Source organism: Enterobacter sp. CPE_E1241 (assembly GCF_045618265.1).
GTDB classification, from domain to species: Bacteria; Pseudomonadota; Gammaproteobacteria; order Enterobacterales; family Enterobacteriaceae; genus Enterobacter; species Enterobacter adelaidei.
Genome location: NZ_JBIWYV010000001.1, coordinates 2853212 through 2872250, shown reverse-complemented (window position 1 = coordinate 2872250; position 19039 = coordinate 2853212). Strand labels below are relative to the sequence as shown.

The window sequence follows — 19039 nt, the reverse complement described above, 5'->3', positions numbered from 1 at the left end:
AAGCCTGGCATGAACACTTTTTTTAAGCTCACCGCGCTGGCGGGCCTGTTTGCCATAACAGGTCACGCTTTCGCAGTGGACGATATCACGCGTGTTGATCAAATTCCGGTTCTTAAGGAAGAAACCCAGCACGCAACGGTGAGTGAGCGCGTAACCTCACGTTTCACCCGTTCGCACTATCGTCAGTTCGATCTCGATCAGGCCTTTTCGGCCAAAATCTTTGACCGCTATCTGAACTTGCTGGATTACAGCCATAACGTTTTGCTCGCCAGCGATGTCGAGCAGTTCGCTAAGCGTAAATCTGAGGTGGGTGATGAGTTGCGTTCAGGCAAGCTGGATCTGTTCTACGATCTCTATAACCTGTCGCAAAAGCGCCGCTTTGAACGCTACCAGTACGCGCTGAAAGTGCTGGAACGTCCGATGGACTTCACCGGCAATGACACCTTTAATCTGGATCGCAGTAAAGCACCCTGGCCGAAAGATGAAGCCGAGTTGAATGCGCTGTGGGACGGAAAAGTTAAATATGACGAACTGAGCCTTAAGCTCACCGGCAAAGATGAAAAAGAGATCCGTGACACGCTGACGCGTCGTTACAAATTTGCTATTCGTCGTCTGGCGCAGACCAACAGTGAGGATGTCTTCTCACTGGCAATGACTGCCTTTGCTCACGAAATCGATCCGCATACCAACTATCTCTCCCCGCGTAACACCGAGCAGTTCAATACTGAAATGAGCCTGTCTCTCGAAGGTATCGGCGCGGTGCTGCAGATGGATGATGATTATACCGTGATCAATTCGATGGTCGCGGGTGGCCCAGCATCCAAAAGCAAAGCGATAAGCGTAGGCGATCGCATTGTGGGTGTGGGACAAACCGGTCAGAACATGGTTGATGTGATCGGCTGGCGTCTTGATGATGTGGTGGCGCTGATTAAAGGCCCGAAAGGCAGCAAGGTTCGTCTGGAAGTGCTGCCTGCAGGAAAAGGCACTAAAACCCGTATTGTTACCCTGACCCGTGAGCGTATCCGTCTGGAAGACCGCGCGGTGAAAATGTCGGTGAAAACCGTGGGTAAAGAGAAGGTGGGTGTCCTGGATATCCCGGGCTTCTACGTAGGGCTGACCGACGATGTGAAAGTGCAGCTGCAGAAGCTTGAGAAGCAGAACGTTAGCAGCATTATCATCGACCTGCGCAGTAACGGCGGCGGTGCGCTGACGGAAGCGGTTTCGCTCTCTGGCCTGTTTATTCCATCTGGTCCTGTGGTTCAGGTGCGCGATAACAACGGTAAAGTCCGTGAAGATGCCGACAACGATGGTGTGGTTTACTACAAAGGCCCGCTGGTGGTCTTAGTGGACCGCTTCAGTGCTTCAGCGTCTGAGATCTTTGCTGCCGCAATGCAGGACTATGGCCGTGCGTTGATCGTGGGTGAACCGACGTTCGGTAAAGGCACCGTTCAACAGTATCGCTCTCTGAATCGTATTTACGATCAGATGCTGCGCCCTGAATGGCCTGCGCTGGGTTCGGTTCAGTACACTATTCAGAAGTTCTACCGCGTGAACGGTGGCAGTACGCAGCGTAAAGGCGTGACGCCGGATATCATGATGCCGACAGGCACGGAAGAGACGGAAACGGGCGAGAAGTTTGAAGATAACGCGTTACCGTGGGACAGCATCAACGCGGCGACCTACGTGAAAGCGGGTGATATGACGCAGTTTGGTCCTGAACTGCTGAAAGCGCATAATGACCGTATTGCGAAAGATGCGGAATTCCAGTACATCATGAAGGACATTGCACGTTTCAATGCTCTGAAAGATAAACGGAATATTGTTTCTCTGAACTACGCTCAGCGTGAAAAAGAGAACAATGAAGACGATGCAACGCGTCTGGCGCGTATCAACGATCGCTTCAAACGGGAAGGCAAACCTCTGCTCAAGAAACTGGACGATCTGCCAAAAGATTACAAGGAGCCAGATCCTTATCTGGATGAGACGGTGCATATTGCACTCGACCTTGCGAATCTTGAAAAAGAGAAACCTGCCGTACAACCTGCTCCGGCAAAATAATCTCCCAACAGGCACAAGAAATTGTGCCTGTTTCTTTTTGTTCTGCATCCTTCCGTCAGGCTGGTTTCCAATTGTGTAAAGTTGTGTCTTTCTGGTGACTTACGCCCGCCTGATGCTTGAAAATAGCCACAATACCCATACGATGTGGGTAATCGCATAGTGCGTTTTGTTAAACTGAGGTTAAAAGAAAATTATGATGCGAATCGCGCTCTTCCTGCTCACCAACCTTGCGGTCATGGTGGTTTTCGGGCTCGTGCTAAGCCTGACAGGAATTCAGTCGAGCAGCGTTCAGGGTCTGTTGATTATGGCGCTGCTGTTTGGTTTTGGTGGCTCTTTCATTTCACTGTTGATGTCGAAGTGGATGGCACTGAAATCGGTAGGTGGTGAGGTTATTGAACAGCCGCGTAACGATATGGAACAGTGGCTGATGAATACGGTTGCTCAGCAATCCCGTCAGGCTGGGATTGCCATGCCGCAGGTCGCTATTTATCACGCGCCGGACATTAATGCGTTCGCTACGGGTGCTCGTCGTGATGCATCCCTGGTTGCCGTCAGCACCGGGTTGTTACAGAACATGAGCCGTGATGAAGCCGAAGCGGTTATCGCTCACGAAATCAGCCATATCGCAAATGGTGACATGGTGACCATGACCCTGATTCAGGGCGTGGTGAACACTTTCGTTATCTTTATCTCCCGTATTCTGGCGCAGATTGCTGCAGGCTTTATGGGTGGCAACCGCGACGAAGGTGAAGAGAGCAACGGTAATCCGCTGATCTACTTCGCAGTTTCCATGGTACTGGAGCTGGTGTTCGGTATTCTGGCAAGCATTATCACCATGTGGTTCTCCCGTCACCGCGAATTCCACGCGGATGCCGGCTCCGCAAAACTGGTTGGGCGTGAGAAAATGATTGCTGCGCTGCAGCGTCTGAAAACCAGTTACGAGCCGCAGGAAGCGAACAGCATGATGGCCTTCTGTATTAACGGTAAATCGAAGTCACTGAGTGAAATGTTTATGTCTCACCCGCCGCTGGATAAACGTATCGAAGCGCTGCGTAGTGGGGAATACATGAAGTAACGCGAAGAACCGCAATAAGCCGGGCAGGAGAAGACTCCGCCCGGCTTTTTTTATGCCTGGGCTCTGGGCTGGGTAATGCGCAGACCGCTGACGATAGCCGCGAGGGTAGCAAGGGCTCCTGCGCTAAGGAGCGCAATGTGATTACCGTTTTGCCCGGCAAGGTTAAACATCAGAGCGACCAGAGCAGCACCGCTGCTTTGCCCTAACAGACGCGCGGTGCCTAACATACCGCTGGCCCCTCCACTGCGATGACGCGGCGCTGAGGTAATAATGGTGTGATTGTTAGGCGACTGGAACAGGCCAAACCCGGCTCCGCACAGGATCATGCGCCAGATGATGTCGAGATCGGAAGGCGATGACGGCAGCAGCGCCAAAGCGAAAAGGCCTGTTGCCATCACAGCCAGCCCCAGAGCACCTAATAAACCGGCATGGACGCGTTCAATCAAGTAACCCGCCAGCGGTGCCATTACCATCGTAGCCAGCGGCCATGGGGTTAACAACAGCCCGGTCTCCACTTCAGAGCGTCCCACTACGCTTTGCAGGAAGAAAGGCAGAGAGACCAGGGCCAGCATCTGGGCGCAGAATGAGCAGACAGATGTGCAAATGGAGAGCGAAAAGAGGGGAATGCGCAGCAGGTCAACTGGCAGTAACGGCACAGGAAGCGTGAGCTGACGGCGAACAAAGAAGAAACCTGTCGCCAGCAAGACGATGAGTTCCGCGCCGGTAAGCATCAGGGATTGTCCCTGTGCAAAACCGCTCAGGGCAGTAATCAGCAGACCAAAGGTGAGGGCATTCATTATCGCGCTCACGACGTCGAAGCGCGGCATTGTACTTCTGGGGCCGTTAGCGGGAAGAAAGCGTAGGGCAAAGAAGATAGCCACGATGCCCAGCGGCACGTTTATGGCGAACAGCCATTGCCAGGACGCGACGGAAAGAATGGCTGCTGCAATGGTTGGCCCGGCGGCAGAAGAGACCGCAACAATAAACGAGTTTATCCCCATGCCGCGTCCCAGATGACGCTGCGGATAAATTAAGCGGATCAACGCTGTGTTAACACTCATGAGCGCTGCACCGCCAAAACCTTGTGCAATACGTGCAAGCGTCAGGGTATGCAGCGAATCAGAAAGGGCACATAACAATGAGGTGAAGGTGAAAACCACCAGACCGCATTGATAAACCCGACGGTAGCCAAACATATCGCCCAGAAAAGAGAACGAGAGCAGGGAAATAACAATTGCAATCTGATAGGCGTTAACTATCCATATCGAACTGGCAGGGGAGGCATGCAGGTCGCTGGCGATGGTTGGCAGGGCCACATTCGCAATTGCGCCGTCAAGGACGGCCATTGAGATACCGATAATGATGGTCGCTATAGCGCCATACCGCTGGGGTAAAGGCAGGCCATCGGAAAGGGTCTTTTCCATTAGGATTAAAAAAGCTCAGCGTGAAATTATTCTCAGGGTAACTATTTTAGCATTGTTACAGCCGCGATATGTCGCAGATTTGTAACGAAGTAAACGCGGATTGATTGCAGGTGACATGACGGGAACTTATAATAAAAACCGATTCTGATTTTTATAAAACACTCTCTATGAGGTGGTAAATGGCAATTGCGGATTTGGATAAACAGCCAGATTCTGTTTCTTCCGTGCTGAAGGTGTTTGGCATCTTACAGGCGCTTGGGGAAGAGCGTGAAATTGGTATTACAGAGTTGTCGCAGCGTGTGATGATGTCGAAAAGCACCGTTTATCGTTTTTTGCAAACCATGAAGTCACTGGGCTACGTTGCGCAGGAAGGCGAGTCTGAAAAATACTCTCTGACGCTGAAACTCTTCGAACTGGGTGCCCGTGCGCTGCAAAATGTTGACCTGATCCGCAGCGCGGATATTCAGATGCGTGAAATCTCCCGTCTGACCAAAGAGACCATTCACCTGGGGGCACTGGATGAAGACAGTATTGTTTACATCCATAAAATCGACTCCATGTACAACCTGCGTATGTATTCACGCATTGGCCGCCGTAACCCACTCTATAGTACTGCCATTGGTAAGGTTCTGCTGGCATGGCGCGATCGTGAAGAAGTGAAACAGATCCTTGATGGCGTGGAGTACAAACGCAGTACGGCACGAACCATTACCAGCACGGATGCGCTGTTAACCGTGCTCGACAAGGTGCGTGAGCAAGGCTATGGCGAAGATAACGAAGAGCAGGAAGAGGGGCTGCGCTGTATTGGTGTTCCGGTATTTGACCGCTTTGGCGTCGTGATTGCGGGGCTTAGTATTTCCTTCCCGACGTTGCGCTTCTCTGAGGAGCGACTGCACGAGTATGTGGCTATTCTGCACACCGCAGCACGTAAGATTTCCGAGCAGATGGGGTATCACGACTATCCGTTTTAATCCTCGTTAGCATAAAAAACGCCGCGAGTGTTGCGGCGCTTTTGCTGTTAACCTGGCTGATTAGCCATTATCGATTACGACGGATGTTTTACGCAGTACCGGGCAATTAGTCAGGCCAATGATTCCGCTGTTAGTATGCAGATACTGCGCGGTGCTTACTCCTTGTGCTGTTAAATATTTACACTGAATGCCTAATCCTGCTGCGTTTTCAGTGCTTCCCACCAGCACACCATAACCGGTTAACAGAAGGCCAATCCAGACGATGGCCAGTACAACAATTGTTCGAATGATTAAGCGCATCAATGCCTCTTTATCGTTGTTATCATTAAGCAAGCGTAAACGGTTTACGTAATGAAACAAGTGCATGATTCTGAAAAAGGCTTGATGTCGGTACAGTTAGCCCTTGTTTAAGATAACCGTGATAACCTGGTTACATCAGGTCTTTTGACGGAGTGTGGAGTGAAAAAAATACGCTGGGTAATTCTGATTATCGTGCTGGTAGCGTGCGTGGTGCTATGGACGCAGACCATCAATGTGATGTGCGATCAGGATGTACAGTTCTTTAGCGGCGTTTGCGCAATAAATAAGTTTATTCCGTGGTAACACGCATTTTTTCTCAAGGTGATTTCCTTCCTTCGCGCCAGTGGTAAAATAGACGTTTTTATTGAGGTGGTGAAATGGGTGAGTTACTGAATTCAGGGCTGCTGAATGTGGCATCCTTGATGATTTCTTTGGTCGTTCTGCTTGTGGGGCTGGTCATTTGGTTTTTCGTTAACCGGGCCAGTTCACGTACTAACGAGCAGATCGAACTGCTGGAAGCGCTGCTCGATCAGCAAAAACGTCAAAATGCGTTGTTACGCCGTCTGTGTGAGGCTAACGAACCGGAAGAGAAAGACGCGCCGAAAGACGCTGTCGCTGAAGACGACAAAGACGAAGACGACTTTATCCGCCTGGTGGCTGAGCGTTAATCTTTTTGTCCTGGGAGGTGGCTGTGGTCTGGAAAAATCCCTGGTATGACCCCTCCCTGAAACATCACACGCCGAATGGTTTCCGTAATACCTGTCCTGTCGGGCATCAGCCCGGTGACCTTGAGCGCTGGCGAAAAGCGCGTAAAGAGGCCGGTTTGCCCATACCGCCCACACTCGGTTATGAGGATTTTATACGTCAGTGGTGGCAACCGGTTGATCTTATGCAACCTCATGAGGATGGGGTATGGTGGCTGGGACACGCGAGTGTGCTGCTGCAGATAGACGGCAATATTCTCCTCACTGACCCGATTTTCTCACAGCGTGCCTCTCCGCTCTCATTTCTGGGACCACAACGCAAAACCCCTCCGGTACTTTCTGTTGATCAACTTCATCAGCTTGATGCCGTCGTTATCTCCCATAATCATTACGATCATCTTGATGACGCAACTATCCGTCGGATCCTTAAACGCTTCCCTGACGTGAGTCTGTTTGTACCTTTAGGTCTGGCCGACTGGTTTCGCCGCCGGGGAGCAAGACGTGTGGTTGAGCTCGACTGGTGGCAGAGTTTCACCTGGCAAGGGATGACCTTGAGTGCTGTTCCGGCACAGCACTGGAGTATGCGAACACCCTGGAATCGAAATCGCACCTTGTGGTGCGGCTGGGTCTTTGAGGGGCGGCATCACCGTTTCTGGTTCAGCGGTGATACAGGTTATTCGCCTGAGTTGCTATTGATACCGGAGCGTTTGGGGAGAATTGACGCTGCTGCATTACCTATCGGAGCTTATGCCCCACGATGGTTCATGGCTGTACATCATATGGACCCTCAATCTGCCGTTGCGTTATGGCAACAGTTGGGCTGCCCTCTGGCGTTTCCTATTCACTGGGGCGTGTTTGAACTGGCAGATGATGCGCTGGATGACCCAGTGAGGGAGTTAACGGTTGCACTAGATAATTTAGCACCAGTTGATAGTTCTTTAAGGATACTGAAAATTGGTGAATATTTATCCTTATAAACGAAGCGATAAATTGTTGCATATATTCTGTATGTGAACGCGATAATGAATATTTTATTTTTATCGAAACGTTTTGCTTGCCTTGTTTTGATGCAGAGTCATAAAAATTTCATTATTTTGGTGCATAACACGGCTTATTAGCTGATGAATTTTAATACAGTCAACTGCAGGTTATTAACATTGTATTTTCTGCGAAACAATGCCGTGTCGTTACAATGATTTAAGCATAAGTTTTCACAAATTGTTCTAACTCAATCAATTTTGAAGATTTCTTTTCCCGGCTGCTGGACGCACTGGAATGATTGAGCTATGTTAAAAAAGTCTTAGATTACAGCGACTGCGAAAGCAACGTTGAGTCTCTGTAACGAAGTAGAATTGCCTGTATGTTATGCGCATAATTGTGCAAAACCTGACAGGCAGTGTTCGAATTTGTGCGGCGGATCGAGACATGTTTAAAAATGGCTTGCCATATTAAACATTGTGTGTGATAACACGTTTTGGGTCAAACGAGGTACAGTTCTGTTTATGTGTGGCATTTTCAGTAAAGAAGTCCTGAGTAAACACGTTGTCGTTGAATACCGCTTCTCTGCCGAACCTTATATTAGTGCCTCATGCAGTAATGTCTCAGTTTTATCTCAGTTAATGCCTGCGGGCTAAGAAAACACTCTAAGGAATTTTGCAAATGGCAAAGATTAAAGGTCAAGTTAAGTGGTTCAACGAGTCTAAAGGTTTTGGTTTCATTACTCCTGCTGACGGCAGCAAAGACGTGTTCGTACACTTCTCTGCAATCCAGGGTAACGGCTTCAAAACTCTGGCTGAAGGCCAGAACGTTGAGTTCGAAATTCAGGACGGCCAGAAAGGCCCAGCTGCAGTTAACGTAACTGCTATCTGATCGAACCACTGCTGACTGAAGCGCTTAGCACTTCACTCTCAGACATAAAGCCTCGCATAACGCGGGGCTTTTTTATGCCCTTTATCTTTCAAAATATTACCATCCCCGTACTTGTTAGTAACTTGTTGCAAAGCTGCGAGGTTAGTAGCACTGTTTCGGCTCCTTCTGCTCGGCTTTTCCCGTTAAATCAGGGCGTTGTTAAATTGTCCTGGGGTTCAGGTGAAGAAGAAGATACTTACGACAGCCGGAAATTTCACTCCGGCGCGTTTTGCGCTGCTCTGTTTTGCCATTTTTTGTAGTCTGGCTTTTTTACTGGGTCGTGTTGCGTGGCTGCAAATCATCAAGCCAGACAATCTGGTGAAGCAAGAGGATATGCGGTCACTCCGGGAACTGCCGATTGATGCTCCACGCGGCATGATCAAGGATCGTGAAGGAAGACCACTGGCGGTCAGTGTGCCAGTCAGGGCCGTATGGGCCGATCCAAAAACGGTACTGGCGAAAGGGGGAGTCGGCTTTGATCAGCGCTGGCAAGCGCTGGCGAATGCGCTACATCTCTCTTTGGCTACGCTCTCGACACGCATCAACGCGAATCCACAGGGACGTTTCATTTACCTTGCCCGCCAGGTCGACCCGGCACAGGCAAAGTGGATCGATAAACTGAATTTGCCGGGTATCAATTTACGTGATGAGTCTCGTCGTTTTTATCCCGCCGGGCATGTGGCGGCAAATCTGATTGGTTTCACCAATATTGACGGGCAGGGTATTGAAGGTGTGGAAAAAAGCTTCAACGCTCAGTTAACGGGGAAGGCCGGGGTCCGGCAGGTTAGAGAGGATCGCTACGGGCGTGTGGTAGAAAACCTGACAGAAGTTGCTCCTGCACCGGCTCATAACATCCAGTTGAGCATCGACGAGCGGCTGCAAACCATTACCGAAGATGCGCTTGATAATGCCGTGGCCTGGAATAAGGCCGAATCCGGGGCATCGGTGTTAATTAATATCCCAACCGGGGAAATACTCGCCATGGCGAGCTATCCGGATTTCAACCCCAATAATCGCGAAGGCGCAACAATAAACGATTTTCGTAACCGTGCGATCAGCGATACGTTTGAACCTGGTTCTACCGTCAAACCGCTGGTGCTGATGACTGCATTGCAGCAGGGGCTGGTCCAGCCGGACAGCGTGATTGACACCCATCCGTATACTCTCGACGGGCATCGTATCCGCGATGTGGGTTATTACCCTGAGCTGACTATGACCGGGATCCTGCAAAAATCGAGCGATACAGGCGTATCCCGCCTCTCGCTGGCGATGCCGGTCCAGCATCTTATTGATACTTACCGGAACTTTGGTTTTGGTACAAATACGGGGCTTGGCTTAACGGGGGAGAGTGCGGGACTACTGCCACAGCGTAAATTCTGGAGCCAGCTCGACAGGGCGACGTTTGCCTTTGGCTACGGGCTGATGGTGACACCGCTCCAGCTGGCACATGTTTACGCCACCATTGGCGGCTACGGGCTTGAGCGTCCTCTCTCAATCACGCGTATCGATCCACCCGTAATTGGACAACGCGTCATGCCAGAGGAAATCGCTCATGAAGTGGAGCACATGATGGAGAGTGTGGCACTGCCTGGTGGGGGAGGCGTTAAGGCAGCCGTGCGTGACTACCGCGTGGCGGTGAAAACCGGTACGGCGAAGAAAATTGATGATAGCGGGAAGTATGTCGATAAATACGTCGCCTACACTGCAGGTGTTGCACCCGCTAGCGATCCACGCTTTGCGCTCGTGGTCGTGATTAACGACCCTCAAAACGGGGCATACTATGGCGGTGCCGTCTCCGCGCCCGTTTTCAGCGAGATTATGGGAAACGTGCTGCGTCTGGAGAATGTGAAACCCGATGGTTTACCGGCGGGTTCCGATCACCTAATCGTTATGCGTTAACCGGGCGTTTATAACCAGGGCGAATAGCGGTACACTTCGCCCTTTGAATATGCTCCGGAGTCACCATGTCCTTCAGCTGTCCTCTTTGCCACGCCCTCCTGACACACTCAGATAAAAGTTATACCTGTCCGCAGGGGCATCAGTTTGATATGGCAAAAGAAGGCTACGTGAATCTTCTGCCGGTGCAGCATAAGCGCTCCCGCGATCCCGGCGACAGTGCAGAGATGATGCAGGCGCGTCGCGCGTTTCTGAATGCCGGGCACTATCTGCCGCTGCGGGAGACCGTCGCGCAGAGGCTGAATGACATTCTGCCGGATTCTGCCACCGCCATGCTCGATATCGGCTGCGGGGAAGGGTACTACACCGCACGGTTTGCCGAGATTGCCCGTGAGAAGGACGCGCTGACATTCGGTCTGGACGTGTCGAAAGTGGCCATTCGCGCAGCGGCAAAGCGTTACACCGACGTGACGTTCTGCGTGGCATCCAGCCACCGTCTGCCGTTTGACGATGCCAGCATGGATGCTGTTATCCGCATTTACGCGCCCTGCAAGGTGGAAGAGCTGGCTCGCGTGGTGAAGCCGGGCGGATGGGTAGTCACCGTGACGCCGGGCCCGCGTCATCTGATGGAGCTGAAAGGGCTGATCTACGACGAAGTGCGTCTCCATGCCCCTCATTCTGAACAGCTGGCTGGTTTTAGCCTGAAGCAGGAGCAAAGCGTGGCGTATGAAATGACGCTGAAAGGGGAAGAGGCCGTTGCGTTGTTGCAGATGACGCCGTTCGCGTGGCGGGCAAAACCGGAAGTATGGGAAGCGCTAGCTGCACACTCAACATTTCGCTGCCAGACGGATTTCAGTATCCACGTCTGGCAGCGCGAAGATTAACCCGCGAAGTGTGCCCAGAGTATCTGGGCTCCGATGCCAATTAACACAATCCCCCCCAGAATCTCGGCGCGTTTACCCAGCAGCGGGCCGATAAACCGACCGACCATCATGCCCAGTGTGGACATAATTAGCGTTGCGCAGCCAATGGCCAGCGCGGTGGCGATAATATTAACCTGCAGGAAAGCCAGACCGACACCGACGGCCATCGCATCAAGGCTGGTAGCAATGGCTGTGGTAACCAGTAACCAGAAACCGTGGCGGTGTTGAGGCTCCTCATCTTCATCGTCATTGCCGCGAAAACCTTCAATGACCATTCGGCCGCCAAGAAACACCAGAAGCACGAACGCAATCCAGTGGTTCCATTCCAGCACAAACTGGCTGGCGAGCATGCCAAGACCCCAGCCGATAAGCGGTGTCAGCGTTTCAATCGCGCCAAAGATAAGACCGGTGCGTAATGCTTCAGAGAATTTTGGTTTGTGGAGCGTGGCACCTTTACCAATGGAGGCGGCAAACGCGTCCATGGACATGCCGAAAGCAAGAAGGATGGTAGCGGAGATATTCATAACAGCGTCCAGACCGGGAGATATCCATATGACACATCACTGCCCCCAGTAAACAGCAGTTGATGTATCTATGGTCTCGCCTGATCACAACGCACATAAGATGTGCAGAAAGCGATCCGTACGCGCCACGTTTTTCAACGAGTATGTTGACACGTACATTTCCTGAGAACAGGAAATCGGCTACTCCCCAACGACGGGCGCAACCTTAACATATTTTGAGAATATAAAACAACAATGGAGAGGCATTATTTCAAACGCTTGTTGATAACGATTTTCATTTTTATTTAAGAGTGAATGTATCGTTAAGAAATATAGGTAGAAAGAAAAAGAGTAATATAGCTTAGGCTATGTTTATTGCGTAAAATATGCACAAAATATAGCCGATGCTATATATATAACTTATTGAGTTTTAACGAGTAATTTGTATATTTTTTCCAGGTCGTCAATATTCTTAACACGAATAAGCAGGCGGCGTTGCTCTAATTGCATGACCAGTACTCCATCTTCCGATAAATTCATCTCTTTAATACGGTTATATTCTATCCAGACATTGGCAAAGAAAAATCCACGGGATTTAAAAATGATTTTTGGCGTGCGGATCCAGAACAGATAAATCGCCATTAATGCCAGCGCACATAATAACCATGTGGTTAATATTGCACCATGGCTGGTGATGTTGTTGTAAATAAGGATGACGATGAGACCCGTGAAGATAAACGCATCTACGCGTCCGCGTCGCAGAAGAGGAAGGGAAAGCAGCGTCTCGCCGTGGCGGCGAGGCATGATGAACTCGTCATAGATCGCGTAAGCCAGAAGGGCAGCAATAAATAAAACCAATACGATGTCCGTGACAGTCATTCATCCTCCGAAGAACAGATAAAAAAACCGGGGGCAAGCCCCCGGCGTCTAACGTTATTGCTTTACAGGCCCAGCAGGCCGACAGCGTAACCCGCGATACCGATGATAAAGAAGCCAACGATGATCCACAGTGGGTTAACTTTCTTACGCAGCAACCACATGCAGGCGAAGGTTAACAGCAGCGGCACCAGGCCAGGCATAAGCTGATCCAGGATAGTCTGCACGGTGGTGACACGGGTCTGACCATCCTGCCCGGTGATGGTGGAAACCACCAGCGGAATGTTCACATGTGTCCACTTGTTAACCAATGCCCCCATCACAAACAGGCCGAGGATAGACGCCCCCTCAGTCAGTTTTTGCAGGAAGCCGCCACCCATGTCCTTAACGATGTCCACCCCTTTACGGTAACCGTATGCCACACCGTAGTAGCGGGTCAGGAGACGCACGGCGTTGAACAGGATGAAGAACAGCAGCGGGCCAAGCAGGCTGCCGCTCATCGCGATACCGGCCCCTAGTGCCGCGAAGACCGGACGAACGGTACCCCAGAAGATAGGGTCACCGACACCTGCTAACGGACCCATCAGACCGACTTTAATACCGTTGATGGCACCATCGTCAATCTCTGCGCCGTTCGCACGCTGCTCTTCCATCGCCAGCGTTACACCCAGAACGGGAGCCGCCACATATGGATGGGTATTAAAGAATTCCAGGTGACGCTTAATTGCCTGCCGGCGCGCTTCGTTGTTTTCCGGATAAAGGCGTTTAATTGCCGGCACCATGGAGAAACAGAAGCCCAGCGCCTGCATACGTTCGAAGTTCCATGAACCCTGAAACAGGTTAGAACGGATGAACACGCCACGAATATCACCCGGAGTGAGTTTTTTCTCGGTGGTAGTTTTTGTCATATCAACCATTTCGCTCACCTGCTAGTCCAGTTCGTTATCGAGATCGTTGTTACCAGCAGCCTGCACTGGGGCACCCGCAACGCGGTTGTATTTCGGGCTCAGCTGGATATAGAGAATCGCCATCACTGCACCAATTACACCCAGCGCAACCAGGTTGAAGTTGGTGAAGGCAGCGGTCACGAAGCCGAGGTAGAAGAACGGCATCAGGTAGCCTGCGCGCATCATGTTGATGACCATTGCGTAACCGACTACCACGATCATACCGCCCGCGATGTTCAGGCCGCCGGTGACCACTTCTGGAATGGCGTTCAGCATGCTCTGGACTTCACTGGTACCGACAGAAATCGCGACGATGACCGCCGGAATAGCGATACGCATTGCCTGCAGGAACAGAGACGATACGTGGATCCAGGACAGCGCCGTGAGGTTGCCATTTTCGGCCGCCTTATCCGCTGCGTGCTGGAAAGCAACCGTGATGGTACGAACGATGATGGTCAGTACCTGGCCTGCTGCTGCCAGCGGGATCGCCAGGGCGATACCTGCACCAATACTCTGGTGACCGGCAATAACCAGAACGGTAGAAATGATGGAAGCCAACGCGGCATCAGGCGCAACCGCCGCACCGATGTTCATCCAGCCCAGGGCGATCATTTCAAGGGTACCACCGATGATGATACCGGTTTTCATGTCACCCAGAACGGCACCAATCAGCGTACAGGCCACCAGAGGACGGTGGAACTGAAATTCATCAAGTACGGATTCCATACCCGCAATACATGCGACGACGAACACCAGCACAATCTGAAGAGTGGTAATCTCCATTGCACTTCTCCTATTACATAAGCGTTATGTGAAAACCGGCGCGGGCTTATTTCCCAACTTTACCGATCAAATCCATCATTTTCAGTTTCTGATCCGTGGAAACCTTACGGGCTTCCAGCTCAATACCGCGGGCATTCAGTTTGTTAAATGCCTCGATATCTTTCGCATCAACCGAAATGGCGTTGTTGACCTGCGTTTTGCCCTGACGGAATGCCATACCCCCGATGTTAACGGAGGTGATTTTCACGCCGCCTTCAACAATGCGCTCAACGTCTGTCGGGTTAGTGAACAGTAGCATCACGCGTTCACCCGCATATTTCGGGTTGTTATAAACGCGGATCATCTTGGCGACATCCACCACGTGCGCGGTAACGCCAGGAGGAGCAACCTGAGTCAGAAGGGTTTTACGTACAGTATCGGCGGCAACCTCATCACTGACGACGATAATGCGTCGAACGTTGGTCTCTTTGGTCCAGCGCGTAGCGACCTGACCGTGGATTAAGCGGTCATCAATACGTGCAAGGCCAATAACCATGTAATCGTTCGGGCCCATCGGTTTTGCCGGTGCAGCAGCTTTTGGCGCTGCGACAGCCGGTGCGGGTTTCTCGACCGGTTGTGCTTTCAGCGCTTTCACGCCTTCGCGGCCGGTTTCCACAGCGAGTGCAACCAACTCATCGAAAGAGGGATTGTCGTCGCGCGCCATGAAGGTTTCCACCAGCATCGGGATATTCACCCCGGCGACAACTTCGTAGTGCTCTTTATCGACGACAATGCGGCTGGCAGCATTGAACGGACTGCCTCCCCATGTATCAACGAGAAACAGCACGCCTTTGCTGGTATCCAGCTTCGCGAGTTGGGCGTTGTACTTCTCAATCAGCGTCTCGGCATTTTCACCGGGAACGAAATCGATCCAGCCGACGTTTTCCTGCTCGCCCAACAGCATCTCTGCTGTTTTGAGTAGCTGCTCAGCAGCCCAACCATGTGTGCCTATGACAATAGCAATGGTCACTTGCTACCTCCTTTTATTATCATTAATACGCCTGCCAGGCAGTCGTACTGAGAATCGTATTGGCGAACCGAATCGATTCAGATAAGGGTTAGAGTTCAAAAAACTAAGACTTCCGCGAATTATTTTAGATAGTGAAAAAATAATTTATGTGATGAAGATCCGTAATTTAGCTTTCGCAATCGAGAAATTACTCGTCAAGAATTAAGTCTTATCGAATTTTTGCAAAGGAACGTAAATCTTTGCTAAACAGATATTGTCTCTGATATGTTTAGCCTCCGTTTAATTGTTCAGGAGTATAGGGCTACAGCCCACTATATGGACCGTCACCGACGTCAGACATCTACCAGGCCATTTCGCGCCTATTTCACCGGCGATCCTCGCCACGTATCGACTCTGTTTGCCTCTGTTTTGCCCACATTGAGTGGGGCACCGTTTCGTCATTCCTTTAGCAGGAGCTTGTCATGGAATTCTTAATGGACCCGTCAATCTGGGTGGGATTGCTCACGCTGGTGGTGCTGGAGATTGTTCTCGGCATTGATAACCTGGTGTTTATCGCCATCCTTGCGGACAAACTGCCGCCAAAACAACGTGATAAAGCGCGTCTGATTGGTTTATCGCTAGCGCTGGTCATGCGCCTGGCACTGCTGTCCGTCATCTCGTGGATGGTAACGCTGACAAAACCGCTCTTTTCCGTCATGGATTTCACCTTCTCCGGCCGTGATTTGATCATGCTATTGGGGGGGATATTCCTGCTGTTTAAAGCGACGACAGAGCTGCATGAGCGGCTGGAAAACCGTCAGCACGATGATGGACACGGTAAAGGCTATGCCAGCTTCTGGGTTGTCGTGATGCAGATCGTGGTGCTTGATGCGGTCTTCTCGCTGGATGCGGTGATCACGGCCGTCGGTATGGTGAACCATCTCCCGGTGATGATGGCGGCTGTTGTTATTGCGATGGCGGTTATGCTGCTGGCCTCGAAACCGCTGACGCGTTTCGTGAATCAGCATCCGACGGTAGTGGTACTGTGTCTGAGCTTCCTGCTGATGATTGGTCTGAGCCTGGTGGCGGAAGGCTTCGGTTTCCATATTCCGAAAGGCTACCTGTACGCAGCCATTGGCTTCTCAATTCTGATTGAGCTGTTTAACCAGATTGCGCGCCGTAACTTTATTAAGCAGCAGTCGAATCAGCCGCTTCGCGCCCGTACTGCAGACGCCATTCTGCGTCTGATGGGGGGGCGTCGGCAGGTCAACGTCCAGTCTGACTCCGAAAACCGTCACCCGGTTCCGGTCCCTGAAGGGGCGTTTGTGGAAGAAGAGCGCTACATGATTAACGGCGTACTCTCCCTGGCCTCGCGTTCACTGCGTGGGATCATGACGCCGCGCGGCGAAATCAGCTGGGTTGATGCTAACCTGAGCGTGGATGAAATTCGTCGGCAGTTGCTCTCGTCACCACACAGCCTGTTCCCGGTTTGCCGTGGTGAGCTGGATGAGATCATCGGTGTCGTCCGTGCGAAAGAGATGCTGGTGGCTCTGGAAGAGGGTGTCAACGTCGAAGCCATCGCCGCTGCTTCACCTGCGATTGTGGTGCCGGAAACGTTAGATCCAATCAACCTGCTGGGCGTGCTACGCCGTGCTCGCGGTAGCTTTGTGATCGTCACTAACGAATTTGGCGTAGTACAGGGGCTGGTGACGCCGCTGGACGTGCTTGAAGCGATCGCCGGTGAGTTCCCGGATGCAGACGAAACACCTGAGATCGTGGCTGACGGCGAAGGCTGGCTGGTTAAAGGTACAACTGACCTGCATGCACTCTCGCACACCCTGGGGCTGGAAAACGTGGTCAACGATGAAGAAGACATTGCCACCGTGGCGGGTCTGGTCATCGCGGTTAACGGGCAAATCCCACGAGTGGGGGATGTTATCGAACTGCCGCCGTTGCACATTTCCATCGTTGAAGCCAACGACTATCGCGTTGATATGGTTCGTATTGTTAAAGAACACTCTGTCCACGATGAAGATGAGTAAGTCTGCTTAACGTAACGGCATTAAAGGCACGATGTGTCCGTTATGGTGTGCTGGCGGGGGGGCGCTTCCCGCCAGCCATTGCGGAAAATCTCGCAGTGGCATAGGCCGCGCATAGAAAAACCCCTGCAGGACAGGTACCCCATGACGGCGTAAATACCGCGCCTGTTCCTCTGTCTCGACTCCTTCAGCAACCAGTTCGATATTCAGCCGCTGACCCAGAGCAATAATGATATCTGTCACCGTTGAATTTACTGCATCAGTTCCAATTGCAGTGGTAAACGACTGATCAATCTTCAGAACGTCCGGGTGCAGTTTTTCAAGCCAGGAGAGGGAACTGTTCCCGGTGCCAAAATCGTCAATAGCGAGTTTCACCCCCTTACGATGGAGCTCACGCACAGTGCGATAATCCGCATCCAGCAACGCATCTCGTTCCGTTAATTCAATCACCAGTTGCTGGCGCGGGTGTGCGCTGAACCAGAAGTGGTTCAGATCCTGTATCAACACAGCGCGACGGAAATGGCTGGCGGCGACGTTAATCCCAATGTGGAAACCTGCGCTGGAAGGAAAGTAACCTATCTGGCGCACCGTTTCGGCGATGACGTAACGGGTCAGCGGAACAATCAGGTTGTGTTCTTCTGCCAGAGGAATAAACACTTCCGGGGAGATCCACCCCTGACGGGGATTATTCCAGCGCAGCAGGATCTCAACACCAGAGCACTCCTGAGTACGGGCATTCACCAGCGGCTGACAGAAAAGCTCAAATTCCCGCGCCGCAATCCCCATATCAATCTCCCATGTGAAGCTCATCCGGTTTGCCGTAGCGAGCCAGGCGAGATATCCCAGCAACAGGCTCAGCATTAACCCCAGCGGCAGTTGGGCTGGCAGGCTCTTTAAGGCGAGTTGTCCAGGACCCGGCCCGCTTACTGTAATGGAGAAAGGATTACGGATTGATGACTGCTGGAAAATAGCGCCATCTTCATCAAATGTCAGGCTATCAGTGACGCGTTGACCATAACGCAGGAAGCGATCGCCCACGGTCAGCGCCACGTCATCGATCAGCGGGCGCTGGGGTTCCAGTATCATTTTGGTGATCAGATCAATATTGATGATTTCAATAACGCCATCTTCACCGTCACCGGATACAGGGTACCACTGGATCAAAATCGGGCTGCCCTTAAGCAGCCACTGGTCGGTCGATAAAATCAACTTCGTCGTATTGGCGGGTAATTCTTTCAGAAAATCACGAACCGGCACATCGCGGCTACCGAAAATACTGGAGCAATAGAGAATACCGTCTTTAATCAGGGCAATGGAGCGCACGGTCTGCAAAATGGCTGCCTGCTTTCGCAGAGCAAGGTGCACCTGAGGGCAGGGTTGACCCACGAGGGACTGCAGCACCTTGCGACGGTTTTCTAATGAAAGCAGAACGTTATCAAGGGAGCGAACGGTATGGCTGGTAAAATCGAGGATCCGCTGTTGGTTGACGTTCCGCTGCGAAATAAAGCGAATACCTAATGTCAGGATGAGCGTGAGGAGCGCGACCGTCACACAGACGATAACGCGTTTTCGGCGATAGTTTTTAATGATCGTTTGTGCTGTTTGCATGAACGGTCGCCTGATAAGCCACCAGCCACAAAAGCC

General features: G+C 51.6%; 19 protein-coding genes, 1 pseudogene and 1 riboswitch. Of the genes and pseudogenes, 12 read left to right on the top strand and 8 right to left on the bottom strand.

The window, feature by feature from the left end:
• Positions 1–9 precede the first annotated feature (9 nt).
• Positions 10–2058: a carboxy terminal-processing peptidase gene (gene prc / locus ACJ9Y9_RS14055; RefSeq protein ID WP_028018657.1), complete on the top strand. Its 2049-nt coding sequence runs from the start codon at positions 10–12 to the stop codon at positions 2056–2058.
• A gap of 193 nt (positions 2059–2251) precedes the next feature.
• Positions 2252–3133, top strand: a complete 882-nt coding sequence (htpX, locus tag ACJ9Y9_RS14050) for a protease HtpX (RefSeq protein ID WP_028018658.1) — start codon at positions 2252–2254, stop codon at positions 3131–3133.
• 50 nt (positions 3134–3183) lie between these two features.
• Here htpX and ACJ9Y9_RS14045 read toward each other — a convergent pair whose 3' ends face one another.
• The gene (locus ACJ9Y9_RS14045; RefSeq protein WP_028018659.1) at positions 3184–4557 is read right to left on the bottom strand and encodes an MFS transporter; all 1374 of its coding nucleotides are present in this window, start codon (positions 4555–4557) and stop codon (positions 3184–3186) included.
• A 179-nt stretch (positions 4558–4736) separates the two neighbouring features.
• Here ACJ9Y9_RS14045 and kdgR point away from each other — a divergent pair, with 179 nt between their 5' ends.
• Complete coding sequence (kdgR, locus tag ACJ9Y9_RS14040) at positions 4737–5528, top strand: DNA-binding transcriptional regulator KdgR (protein ID WP_028018660.1); 792 nt, start codon at positions 4737–4739, stop codon at positions 5526–5528.
• A 60-nt stretch (positions 5529–5588) separates the two neighbouring features.
• On the opposite strand, the gene ACJ9Y9_RS14035 is transcribed toward kdgR, so the two are convergent.
• Positions 5589–5828, bottom strand: coding sequence for a YobH family protein (locus ACJ9Y9_RS14035; RefSeq protein ID WP_028018661.1), 240 nt, complete (start codon positions 5826–5828; stop codon positions 5589–5591).
• A 159-nt stretch (positions 5829–5987) separates the two neighbouring features.
• On the opposite strand from ACJ9Y9_RS14035, the gene mgrB reads away from it, so the two are divergent.
• From mgrB to rlmA, 7 genes and pseudogenes are all read left to right on the top strand, one after another.
• Positions 5988–6131 carry a PhoP/PhoQ regulator MgrB gene (mgrB, locus tag ACJ9Y9_RS14030; RefSeq protein WP_014170606.1) on the top strand — a complete coding sequence of 48 codons (144 nt, stop codon included), beginning with the start codon at positions 5988–5990 and terminating at the stop codon, positions 6129–6131.
• 74 nt (positions 6132–6205) lie between these two features.
• Positions 6206–6496: a YebO family protein gene (locus tag ACJ9Y9_RS14025; RefSeq protein WP_028018662.1), complete on the top strand. Its 291-nt coding sequence runs from the start codon at positions 6206–6208 to the stop codon at positions 6494–6496.
• A gap of 23 nt (positions 6497–6519) precedes the next feature.
• Positions 6520–7509 carry an MBL fold metallo-hydrolase gene (locus ACJ9Y9_RS14020; protein ID WP_028018663.1) on the top strand — a complete coding sequence of 330 codons (990 nt, stop codon included), beginning with the start codon at positions 6520–6522 and terminating at the stop codon, positions 7507–7509.
• Positions 7510–8034: 525 nt separating this feature from the next.
• A pseudogene (locus ACJ9Y9_RS14015) lies at positions 8035–8179 on the top strand (DUF2627 domain-containing protein).
• Between the two features lie 12 nt (positions 8180–8191).
• Positions 8192–8401, top strand: a complete 210-nt coding sequence (cspE, locus tag ACJ9Y9_RS14010) for a transcription antiterminator/RNA stability regulator CspE (protein WP_001062678.1) — start codon at positions 8192–8194, stop codon at positions 8399–8401.
• A 219-nt stretch (positions 8402–8620) separates the two neighbouring features.
• Complete coding sequence (gene ftsI / locus ACJ9Y9_RS14005) at positions 8621–10339, top strand: peptidoglycan glycosyltransferase FtsI (RefSeq protein WP_028018664.1); 1719 nt, start codon at positions 8621–8623, stop codon at positions 10337–10339.
• A 65-nt stretch (positions 10340–10404) separates the two neighbouring features.
• The gene (gene rlmA / locus ACJ9Y9_RS14000; RefSeq protein ID WP_028018665.1) at positions 10405–11220 is read left to right on the top strand and encodes a 23S rRNA (guanine(745)-N(1))-methyltransferase; all 816 of its coding nucleotides are present in this window, start codon (positions 10405–10407) and stop codon (positions 11218–11220) included.
• Here the strand turns inward: rlmA and mntP are convergent.
• The 5 genes from mntP to manX form a co-directional block, all read right to left on the bottom strand.
• Positions 11217–11783 (bottom strand): manganese efflux pump MntP, encoded by a 567-nt coding sequence (gene mntP / locus ACJ9Y9_RS13995; RefSeq protein ID WP_028018666.1) that lies wholly within the window; start codon positions 11781–11783, stop codon positions 11217–11219. The genes rlmA and mntP overlap by 4 nt on opposite strands.
• Before the next feature lie 10 nt (positions 11784–11793).
• Positions 11794–11984: riboswitch (yybP-ykoY riboswitch) on the bottom strand.
• A gap of 198 nt (positions 11985–12182) precedes the next feature.
• Positions 12183–12641, bottom strand: a complete 459-nt coding sequence (locus tag ACJ9Y9_RS13990; protein WP_028021357.1) for a DUF986 family protein — start codon at positions 12639–12641, stop codon at positions 12183–12185.
• Between the two features lie 62 nt (positions 12642–12703).
• Entirely contained in the window at positions 12704–13555 is an 852-nt protein-coding gene (locus ACJ9Y9_RS13985) for a PTS mannose transporter subunit IID (RefSeq protein WP_028018668.1), read from the bottom strand.
• Positions 13556–13567: 12 nt separating this feature from the next.
• The gene (locus tag ACJ9Y9_RS13980; protein ID WP_028018669.1) at positions 13568–14368 is read right to left on the bottom strand and encodes a PTS mannose/fructose/sorbose transporter subunit IIC; all 801 of its coding nucleotides are present in this window, start codon (positions 14366–14368) and stop codon (positions 13568–13570) included.
• Between the two features lie 46 nt (positions 14369–14414).
• A complete protein-coding gene (gene manX / locus ACJ9Y9_RS13975; protein ID WP_028018670.1) occupies positions 14415–15377 on the bottom strand; it encodes a PTS mannose transporter subunit IIAB in 963 nt (320 codons plus the stop codon).
• Positions 15378–15641: 264 nt separating this feature from the next.
• On the opposite strand from manX, the gene ACJ9Y9_RS13970 reads away from it, so the two are divergent.
• The gene (locus ACJ9Y9_RS13970) at positions 15642–15851 is read left to right on the top strand and encodes a protein YoaL (protein WP_072032730.1); all 210 of its coding nucleotides are present in this window, start codon (positions 15642–15644) and stop codon (positions 15849–15851) included.
• Positions 15839–17398 (top strand): CNNM family cation transport protein YoaE, encoded by a 1560-nt coding sequence (gene yoaE / locus ACJ9Y9_RS13965; protein ID WP_028018671.1) that lies wholly within the window; start codon positions 15839–15841, stop codon positions 17396–17398. The genes ACJ9Y9_RS13970 and yoaE overlap by 13 nt, the downstream gene beginning before the upstream one ends.
• Before the next feature lie 6 nt (positions 17399–17404).
• Here the strand turns inward: yoaE and ACJ9Y9_RS13960 are convergent, their stop codons facing one another.
• Complete coding sequence (locus ACJ9Y9_RS13960; protein WP_028018672.1) at positions 17405–19003, bottom strand: cyclic diguanylate phosphodiesterase; 1599 nt, start codon at positions 19001–19003, stop codon at positions 17405–17407.
• Positions 19004–19039 lie beyond the last annotated feature (36 nt).

Bases quoted from the DNA above. Each gene is read 5' to 3' on its own strand.
- ACJ9Y9_RS14025 (WP_028018662.1), top strand. From the start codon at position 6,206: ATGGGTGAGTTACTGAATTCAGGGCTGCTGAATGTGGCATCCTTGATG.
- rlmA (WP_028018665.1), top strand. From the start codon at position 10,405: ATGTCCTTCAGCTGTCCTCTTTGCCACGCCCTCCTGACACACTCAGAT.
- cspE (WP_001062678.1), top strand. From the start codon at position 8,192: ATGGCAAAGATTAAAGGTCAAGTTAAGTGGTTCAACGAGTCTAAAGGT.
- mntP (WP_028018666.1), bottom strand. From the start codon at position 11,783: ATGAATATCTCCGCTACCATCCTTCTTGCTTTCGGCATGTCCATGGAC.
- yoaE (WP_028018671.1), top strand. From the start codon at position 15,839: ATGGAATTCTTAATGGACCCGTCAATCTGGGTGGGATTGCTCACGCTG.
- prc (WP_028018657.1), top strand. From the start codon at position 10: ATGAACACTTTTTTTAAGCTCACCGCGCTGGCGGGCCTGTTTGCCATA.
- kdgR (WP_028018660.1), top strand. From the start codon at position 4,737: ATGGCAATTGCGGATTTGGATAAACAGCCAGATTCTGTTTCTTCCGTG.
- ACJ9Y9_RS13970 (WP_072032730.1), top strand. From the start codon at position 15,642: ATGTTTAGCCTCCGTTTAATTGTTCAGGAGTATAGGGCTACAGCCCAC.
- ACJ9Y9_RS14035 (WP_028018661.1), bottom strand. From the start codon at position 5,828: ATGCGCTTAATCATTCGAACAATTGTTGTACTGGCCATCGTCTGGATT.
- ACJ9Y9_RS13990 (WP_028021357.1), bottom strand. From the start codon at position 12,641: ATGACTGTCACGGACATCGTATTGGTTTTATTTATTGCTGCCCTTCTG.
- htpX (WP_028018658.1), top strand. From the start codon at position 2,252: ATGATGCGAATCGCGCTCTTCCTGCTCACCAACCTTGCGGTCATGGTG.
- ACJ9Y9_RS13960 (WP_028018672.1), bottom strand. From the start codon at position 19,003: ATGCAAACAGCACAAACGATCATTAAAAACTATCGCCGAAAACGCGTT.
- ACJ9Y9_RS13985 (WP_028018668.1), bottom strand. From the start codon at position 13,555: ATGGTTGATATGACAAAAACTACCACCGAGAAAAAACTCACTCCGGGT.
- ACJ9Y9_RS13980 (WP_028018669.1), bottom strand. From the start codon at position 14,368: ATGGAGATTACCACTCTTCAGATTGTGCTGGTGTTCGTCGTCGCATGT.
- ACJ9Y9_RS14045 (WP_028018659.1), bottom strand. From the start codon at position 4,557: ATGGAAAAGACCCTTTCCGATGGCCTGCCTTTACCCCAGCGGTATGGC.